This window comes from Streptomyces sp. NPDC007162, assembly GCF_040634175.1.
Classification (GTDB): Bacteria; Actinomycetota; Actinomycetes; order Streptomycetales; family Streptomycetaceae; genus Streptomyces.
Genome location: NZ_JBEYFC010000435.1, coordinates 1 through 7,551 on the forward strand (window position 1 = coordinate 1; position 7,551 = coordinate 7,551).

Consider the following 7,551-nt stretch of genomic DNA (forward strand, 5'->3'; position numbering starts at 1 on the left):
ATCTCCTGGACCGGCGTGGCGCCCGCCTCCTGCAGGTGGTAGCTGCAGATGTTGATCGGGTTCCACTTCGGGATGTGGGAGACCGTGTACGCGATCATGTCCGTCGTCAGGCGGAGGCTCGGCCCCGGCGGGAAGACGTGCGTCCCCCGGGACAGGTACTCCTTGACGATGTCGTTCTGGGTGGTGCCCTGGAGCTTGGTGATGTCCGCGCCCTGCTCCTCGGCGACCACCTGGTAGAGCGCCAGCAGCCACATCGCGGTGGCGTTGATCGTCATCGAGGTGTTCATCTGCTCCAGGGGGATGTCCTGGAAGAGGCGGCGCATGTCACCGAGGTGCGAGACGGGCACGCCCACCCGGCCGACCTCGCCGCGGGCGAGGATGTGGTCGGGGTCGTAGCCGGTCTGCGTCGGCAGGTCGAACGCCACCGACAGACCCGTCTGTCCCTTGGCGAGGTTGCGCCGGTACAGCTCGTTGGACGCCTCGGCCGTGGAGTGCCCGGCGTACGTGCGCATGAGCCACGGCCGGTCCTTTTCCCTCTGCGCGGGCTCACGCGCCCCGTCGGCGATCTGACGCTCAGTCATCTATGACCTCGGGTGTCTCAGATGTTGCGGAAGCGGTTGATGGCGTCGAGGTGCTTGGCGCGCATCTCCTCGTCGCGCACGCCGAGGCCCTCCTCGGGAGCGAGGCAGAGCACGCCGACCTTGCCCTGGTGGAGGTTGCGGTGCACGTCGTACGCGGCCTGCCCGGTCTCCTCCAGGGAGTAGGTCTTCGACAGCGTCGGGTGGATCTTGCCCTTCGCGATGAGCCGGTTGGCCTCCCAGGCCTCGCGGTAGTTGGCGAAGTGCGAGCCGATGATCCGCTTCAGCGACATCCACAGGTAGCGGTTGTCGTACTCGTGCATGTAGCCGGAGGTCGAGGCGCAGGTGGTGATCGTGCCGCCCTTGCGGGTGACGAACACGCTCGCGCCGAAGGTCTCGCGGCCGGGGTGCTCGAAGACGATGTCGATGTCCTCGCCACCGGTGAGCTCGCGGATGCGCTTGCCGAAGCGCTTCCACTCGCGCGGGTCCTGCTCCTGCTCGTTCTTCCAGAACTGGTAGCCCTCGGCGTTGCGGTCGATGATCGCCTCGGCGCCCATCGCCCGGCAGATGTCCGCCTTCTGCGGCGAGGACACGACGCAGACGGGGTTGGCGCCGCCGGCCAGCGCGAACTGCGTGGCGTACGAGCCGAGGCCGCCGCTCGCCCCCCAGATCAGCACGTTGTCGCCCTGCTTCATGCCGGCGCCGTTGCGGGAGACCAGCTGCCGGTAGGCGGTGGAGTTGACCAGGCCCGGGGCGGCGGCCTCCTCCCAGCTGAGGTGGTCCGGCTTCGGCATCAGCTGGTTGGACTTGACGAGCGCGACCTCGGCGAGTCCGCCGAAGTTGGTCTCGAAACCCCAGATGCGCTGCTCCGGGTCGAGCATCGTGTCGTTGTGCCCGTCGCTCGACTCCAGCTCGACGCTCAGGCAGTGCGCGACGACCTCGTCGCCGGGCTTCCAGGCGTTGACGCCGGGGCCGGTGCGCAGGACGACGCCCGCGAGGTCGGAGCCGATGATGTGGTAGGGCAGGTCGTGCCGCTTGGTCAGCTCGCTGAGGCGGCCGTAGCGCTCCAGGAAGCCGAAGGTCGACAGCGGTTCGAAGATCGAGGTCCACACCGAGTTGTAGTTGACGCTCGATGCCATGACGGCGACCAGCGCCTCGCCCGGGCCCAGCTCGGGCAGCGGGACCTCGTCGAGGTGGATCGACTTGCGCGGGTCCTTGTCGCGGGTCTCCAGACCGGCGAACATGTCCGTCTCGTCCTTGTGCACGGTGATCGCGCGGTACGACTCGGGGAGCGGCAGGGCGGCGAAGTCGGCCGGCGTCGAGTCCGGCGACTGGATCGCGTCCAGGATGGCCTGAGTGGTCACGGTGTTGCCTCCGGCGATGTGCGCCCCTTGCGGGAAGGGGCGCTGAGGGTTACGTCGGTGCTGCTGAGGGTTTCGGGGTACGTGCCGTCGGTTCGGCGGTGGTGGTGCTATGGCGGCGCTTTGTGGCGCGGGAGGTTGCCTGTGACGCAGGCGTCCGACGGGGGAGCTGGTGTGCTCACCGGGACAGGCCGGACTCCCTCAACGTATGACACCGCGTGTCATGCCGCAAGGCACTGAGTGCCAGATCTTCCCCTCAGATGAAATCTTTACGTAACAAATGAGCGATGATCGATCGCACCGCCTCGGAAAGTTGCCCGAAAAGGGCCCCTGACATGCCAAAACGGCCACCCGGGCGGGTGGCCGTCGTCACAGGCACGGAGTGCCGCAAGACACTCCCCGTGAGGGGTCAGCGTTCCTTGAGGGCCTGCTCGATGGTGCGCATGACCTCGTCCAGCGGCGCGTCCGTCCGCGCCACCGTCACCAGCACCTCGCCCTGCGAGAGCGCCGAGGCTCCCGCGGCCGGGGCGCGGGGCGCGGTCTCCCGGCCCGCCCCGATCCCGGTCCCGAACGTCTTGCGGACGATCGCGAAGGCGTGGTCGAGCTGTGCCTCCACGTCGCCCTGGCCGCCCGCCCGCAGCCAGCGCCGCAGCACGTGGTTGTGGGCCGTGACCACCGCCGACGCGGCGACCTCGGCCAGCAGCGGATCGTCGTTCGCGTCGTCCGCGTGCGCGTGCTCGTCGAAGTGCCCGAGGAGGTAGCGGGTGAAGAGGCGCTCGTAGCGGGCCACCGAGGCGATCTCGGCCTCGCGGAGCGTGGGGACCTCGCGGGTGAGCTTGTAACGGGCGACCGAGATCTCCGGCCGGCCCGCGTACATCTTCATCACTTCCTTGATGCCACGGCACACGGTGTCGAGCGGGTGCTCGTGCGCGGGGGCCGCGTTGAGCACGGCTTCCGCGCGGATCAGCGTGTCGTCGTGGTCCGGGAAGATCGCCTCTTCCTTGGAGCGGAAGTGCCGGAAGAAGGTGCGGCGCGCGACCCCGGCCGCGGCCGCGATCTCGTCGACGGTGGTCGCCTCGTACCCCTTCGTCGCGAAGAGCTCCATCGCGGCGGCCGCCAGTTCTCGGCGCATCTTGAGCCGCTGGGCCGCCGCGCGACTGCCTGCGGCACTTTCCGGCGCGTCCGGCGTGGCGGGGGTACGTGAGGACTTGGCGGGCTGGGACATGACCCGAACGTACTGCATGTGCGCAGCCTGATGCGCACGCCCGGGGTAACCCCCGCCCGCGGGGGGCGGGGGCGTCCCGCAGGGGTCGAGCAGTCCGCCCCAGTCCTTCTCGTCCCGGAACCAGTCGCCGACGCCGTCAGCGGCGGGCATACTCGCGGAAGCCGCGGCCGGTCTTGCGGCCCAGGCAGCCCGCCGCCACCAGGTGCTCCAGGAGCGGCGCGGGCGCGAGGCCCGGGTCGCGGAACTCCCGGTGCAGCACCTTCTCGATGGCGAGCGAGACGTCCAGGCCGACCACGTCGAGCAGTTCGAACGGGCCCATCGGGTAGCCGCCGCCGAGCTTCATCGCCGCGTCGATGTCGTCCAGCGAGGCGTAGTGCTCCCCGACCATCTTGACCGCGTTGTTGAGGTACGGGAACAGCAGCGCGTTCACGATGAAGCCGGCCCGGTCACCGCAGTCGACGGGGTGCTTGCGGATCCTCGCGCACACCTCGCGCACCGTGGCGTGCACGTCCTCGGCGGTCAGCACGGTCCGCACGACCTCCACCAGCTTCATGGCAGGCGCCGGGTTGAAGAAGTGCATCCCGATCACGTCCTGCGGACGCGAGGTGGCGCGGGCACAGGCGACCACCGGCAGCGAGGAGGTCGTGGTGGCGAGGACGGCGCCCGGCTTGCAGACCTTGTCCAGCGTCTGGAACAGCTGCCGCTTGACCTCCAGGTCCTCGGCGACCGCCTCCACCGCCAGGTCGACCTGTGCGAAGGATTCGTACGAGCCGGCCGGGGTGATCAGGTCCAGCGTCCGCGCGGCGGCCTCGGCGGTCATCCGCCCCTTGCCGACCGAGCGGTCCAGGGACTTGCCGATCCGGGCCTTCGCCGCCTGCGCCTTCTCCTCGCTGCGGGCGGCGAGGACCACCTCGTACCCGGCCTTCGCGAAGACCTCGGCGATCCCGGAGGCCATGGTGCCGGAACCGGCGACCCCGACCGAGGAGACCGTGCGGCCCGGGGCCGGGGTGGCGCCGTCCAGCGGGGTCCCCGCGTCACGGACCACGACGGCGCTGCCCGGAGCCTCGTAACTGTAGAAGCCGCGCCCGGACTTGCGGCCGGTCAGGCCCGCCTCGCTGAGCTGCTTGAGGATCGGGGCCGGGGCGTGCAGCCGGTCACGGGACTCGGCGTACATGGCGTCCAGGACGGTACGCGCGGTGTCGATGCCGATCAGGTCCAGCAGCGCGAGCGGGCCCATGGGCAGGCCGCAGCCCAGCCGCATGGCCGCGTCGATGTCCTCGCGGGAGGCGTACTTCGCCTCGTACATCGCGGCGGCCTGGTTGAGGTACCCGAACAGCAGCCCGTCCGCGACGAATCCCGGACGGTCGCCGACCGCGACCGGCTCCTTGCCCAGCTCGATCGCCAGGTCGGTGACGGTGGCGACGGCGCTCGGCGCGGTCAGCACCGAGGAGACGATCTCGACCAGCTTCATCGCCGGGGCGGGGTTGAAGAAGTGCAGGCCGAGGACGCGCTCGGGGCGGGCCGAGTCGGCGGCCAGGCGGGTCACGGAGAGCGCGTTGGTGCCGGTGGCGAGGATGGTGTCCGGGCGGACGACGCCGTCCAGTTCACGGAAGACCTGGTGCTTGATGTCGTACGACTCCGGGACCACCTCGATGACGAGGTCGGCGTCGGCCGCGGCCGAGAGGTCGGTACCGGTGCGGACCCGGGAGAGGACGCCGGCGCGCTCCTCCTCGGTGAGCCTGCCCCGGGCGACGGCACGCGCGGTGGCGGCCTCCAGGGCGGCGAGGGACGCGGCGGCCTGGGCCTCGCTGATGTCGATGCCGATCACCTCGCGGCCCGCCTTGGCGAGGACCTCGGTGATGCCGGTGCCCATGGTGCCGAGGCCGACGACGGCGACGGTCCGCAGGGGGGACAGGGAAGGGTCGGGCTGGGGAGTGGCCATCGCGGGACTCCAGGAATGAGGGTGACGACTGGAAACGCGCCCGGGTGCGCCGAGGGGCGCACCGGGTGCACGAGTGCTGCGTGGAATGCGGGTGTCGCCGGGCTGCGAGCGCACACGCCCGGTGCTGCCGTCACGGGCGCGCACACGCCCGGGAGCGGCGGATTCCGACCGGCCCTGTCCCGGAGCCGGGCCGGACTGCGGTACGAGGTACCGAACCGACCTTCGTGCTCACGACGGCTGCGTCACCAAACCGTGTGAGCGGTAGCGCGAGTGGGTGACTCGCTCGATTGAGCCTAACCGGCGGGTAACGAGCGCGCCAGCCCCCCGACTTTGTGATGTACGTCCCTCCGCTCCCGCGACCCCTCTACGCTGGGCGTCGTGGACGAAGAGTTGCGATCACTCACGGAGCGTTTGCGGCAGGAGTCGCAGGCAACGCCCGCCTACGACCGGCTTCTTGCCACCGAGGACCACGACGAGCTCGCGGAGGTGCTCACCGCCGCCGGACAGCCCCTGTGGGCCAGGGAGCTGGCGGCGTACCGGCTGGGCACGGCCGGCGACCGCCGCGCGTTCGAGACCCTGGTCCTCCTCCTCAACCACCGGGACCCACCCCGCTGCGCCTCCGCCGCGCACGCCCTCGCCCGGCTCCAGGACCCGCGCACCGCCCGCGCCGCCGCCGCCCTCGCCACCAACGAACTGCGGGTCGCCTACGCCCTGCACCCGGTCCGCCTACTGGTCGAACTGCGTGCGCCGGAGTCGGTCCCCGCCCTCATCACCACCCTGGAGCGCCGACTGCGCCCCCACGACCCCTACCGCAAGGTCGCCCTCGCCTGCGTCGACGGCCTCGGCACCCTCGCCGACCCCCGGTCCCGCCGCGTCCTGAACGAGGCGCTGGCCCATCCCGCCCTCGCCGAGGCGGCGGTCCGGGCGCTGGCCCGCATCCCCAGACAGAGGTGAGGAGTCCAGCCGGTCAGCCCGCGACCACCGCCAGCGCCTCGACCTCCATCAGGAACCGCGGGGAAACCAGGGCGGCCACCTGTACGGCCGAGGACGCCGGGAGGCGGTCGTCGGGTATGTGGGCGGCGCGGGCGGAGCGCAGGGCCGGCATGTGGGCCATGTCCGTGACGAAATAGGTGAGTTTGACGACGTCGTCGAAGCCCGCGCCGGCCGCGGCGAGGCAGCGGCGCAGGTTCTCGAAGACCTGGCGGGCCTGGGCTTCCGGATCGCCCTCGCCGACCAGTTCGCCGTCTTCGTCCAGCGGGAGTTGCCCGGAGACGGCCACCAGCCGTCCGGCGGCCGACACCACGTGCGTGTACTGGGCGGCGGGGGCGACTCCGGCGGGGGCGGTGATGCGGATCGGATCACTCATGCGTCCATGGTGGACCACGGGTCTGACAACGCCCCGGCGGATCGGCGGACCGGCGGCGGCTCCGCTCAGCGGCGGAAGCCCAGCAGGCCGTGCAGGGTCGAGCCGCGGGAGGACGTCGAGGCCGTCTTGGTGGTGAGCGGAGCCGGATCGGGGGTCTTCCGGCAGACCGCGTCGGCCGCACCGGAGCCGCGCGGGACCGTGCCGTCCGCCAGGTAGGCGGCGAGGTGGTCGTCCAGACAGGCGTTGCCGCTGAGCGTGATGCCGTGGTTGCCGCCGCCCTGCTCGACCACCAGGCTGGAGCCCGCGAGCAGCCGGTGGACCGCGACACCGCCCTGGTACGGCGTGGCCGCGTCGTCCGTGGCCTGGAAGAGGAGCGCCGGCGGGAGCGCGGCGTTGGCGATGGCCGGCGGCTTCAGCGTCTTCGTCGGCCAGTACGCGCACGCCGCGTTGTACCAGGCGTTGTTCCACACCATGAACGGCGCCTTCCCGTACGCCGCCCAGTTGTCCTTGCGCCACTGGTTCCAGTCCCGCGGCCAGGACGAGTCCCGGCACTGGACGGCCGCGTAGACGCTGTAGCCGTTGTCGCCGGACGCGTCGACCGCGCCGAAGTCGTCGTACGCCTCCACCAGCGCGGCCGTCTTCTTCCCGTTCGCGTACGCCGAGAACGCCTCGGCCAGGTAGGGCCAGTAGCCGTTGTAGTAGCCGCCGGGGATGAAGGTGTCCTCCAGCTCGGAGGCACCCACCCTGCCGCCCGCGGGCTTCTTCGCCAGCGCCGCCCGCATCGCGTACCACTTGGCCTCGACCTGCTCCGGGTCGGTGCCGAGCCGGTAGGTGGAGTCGTACTTGGCGATCCACGCCATCAGGGCGCGCTGACGGTCGTCGAACGCGTAGTCCTGGCTCAGGTTGTCGTCGTACCAGACGCCCGTGGGGTCGACGATCGAGTCCAGGACCAGCCGGCGGACGCGGTCCGGGTGCAGCTTGGCGTAGACGGCGCCCAGGTAGGTGCCGTACGAGTAGCCGAAGTAGCTGATCCGGGGGGCACCGAGGGCCTGCCGGACCTGATCCAGGTCCGCGAGGCC

The 7,551-nt window shown here is 71.1% G+C and carries 7 protein-coding genes; 1 reads left to right on the forward strand and 6 read right to left on the reverse strand.

All coding sequences use genetic code 11. The features are described 5' to 3' along the window. The 4 genes from ABZ646_RS35115 to ABZ646_RS35130 all read right to left on the reverse strand — a co-directional run. On the reverse strand, nucleotides 1-581 hold a 581-nt coding region (locus tag ABZ646_RS35115), incomplete at its 3' end, for a methylmalonyl-CoA mutase family protein (RefSeq protein ID WP_360528194.1). A gap of 17 nt (nucleotides 582-598) precedes the next feature. Beyond that, a complete protein-coding gene (ccrA, locus tag ABZ646_RS35120) occupies nucleotides 599-1,942 on the reverse strand; it encodes a crotonyl-CoA carboxylase/reductase (protein WP_360528197.1) in 1,344 nt (447 codons plus the stop codon). Between the two features lie 406 nt (nucleotides 1,943-2,348). Then, on the reverse strand, nucleotides 2,349-3,164 hold the full coding sequence (locus tag ABZ646_RS35125; protein WP_360528200.1) for a TetR family transcriptional regulator: 816 nt from the start codon (nucleotides 3,162-3,164) through the stop codon (nucleotides 2,349-2,351). A 136-nt stretch (nucleotides 3,165-3,300) separates the two neighbouring features. Next, nucleotides 3,301-5,106: a 3-hydroxyacyl-CoA dehydrogenase family protein gene (locus ABZ646_RS35130; RefSeq protein ID WP_360528203.1), complete on the reverse strand. Its 1,806-nt coding sequence runs from the start codon at nucleotides 5,104-5,106 to the stop codon at nucleotides 3,301-3,303. Nucleotides 5,107-5,484: 378 nt separating this feature from the next. On the opposite strand from ABZ646_RS35130, the gene ABZ646_RS35135 reads away from it, so the two are divergent. Beyond that, complete coding sequence (locus ABZ646_RS35135; protein WP_360528206.1) at nucleotides 5,485-6,060, forward strand: adenylosuccinate lyase; 576 nt, start codon at nucleotides 5,485-5,487, stop codon at nucleotides 6,058-6,060. A 13-nt stretch (nucleotides 6,061-6,073) separates the two neighbouring features. Here ABZ646_RS35135 and ABZ646_RS35140 read toward each other — a convergent pair whose 3' ends face one another. Continuing rightward, a complete protein-coding gene (locus tag ABZ646_RS35140; RefSeq protein WP_360528209.1) occupies nucleotides 6,074-6,472 on the reverse strand; it encodes a RidA family protein in 399 nt (132 codons plus the stop codon). A gap of 65 nt (nucleotides 6,473-6,537) precedes the next feature. Continuing rightward, nucleotides 6,538-7,551, reverse strand: a 1,014-nt coding sequence (locus tag ABZ646_RS35145; RefSeq protein WP_360528212.1) for an alpha/beta hydrolase, incomplete at its 5' end; no start/stop codon positions are given.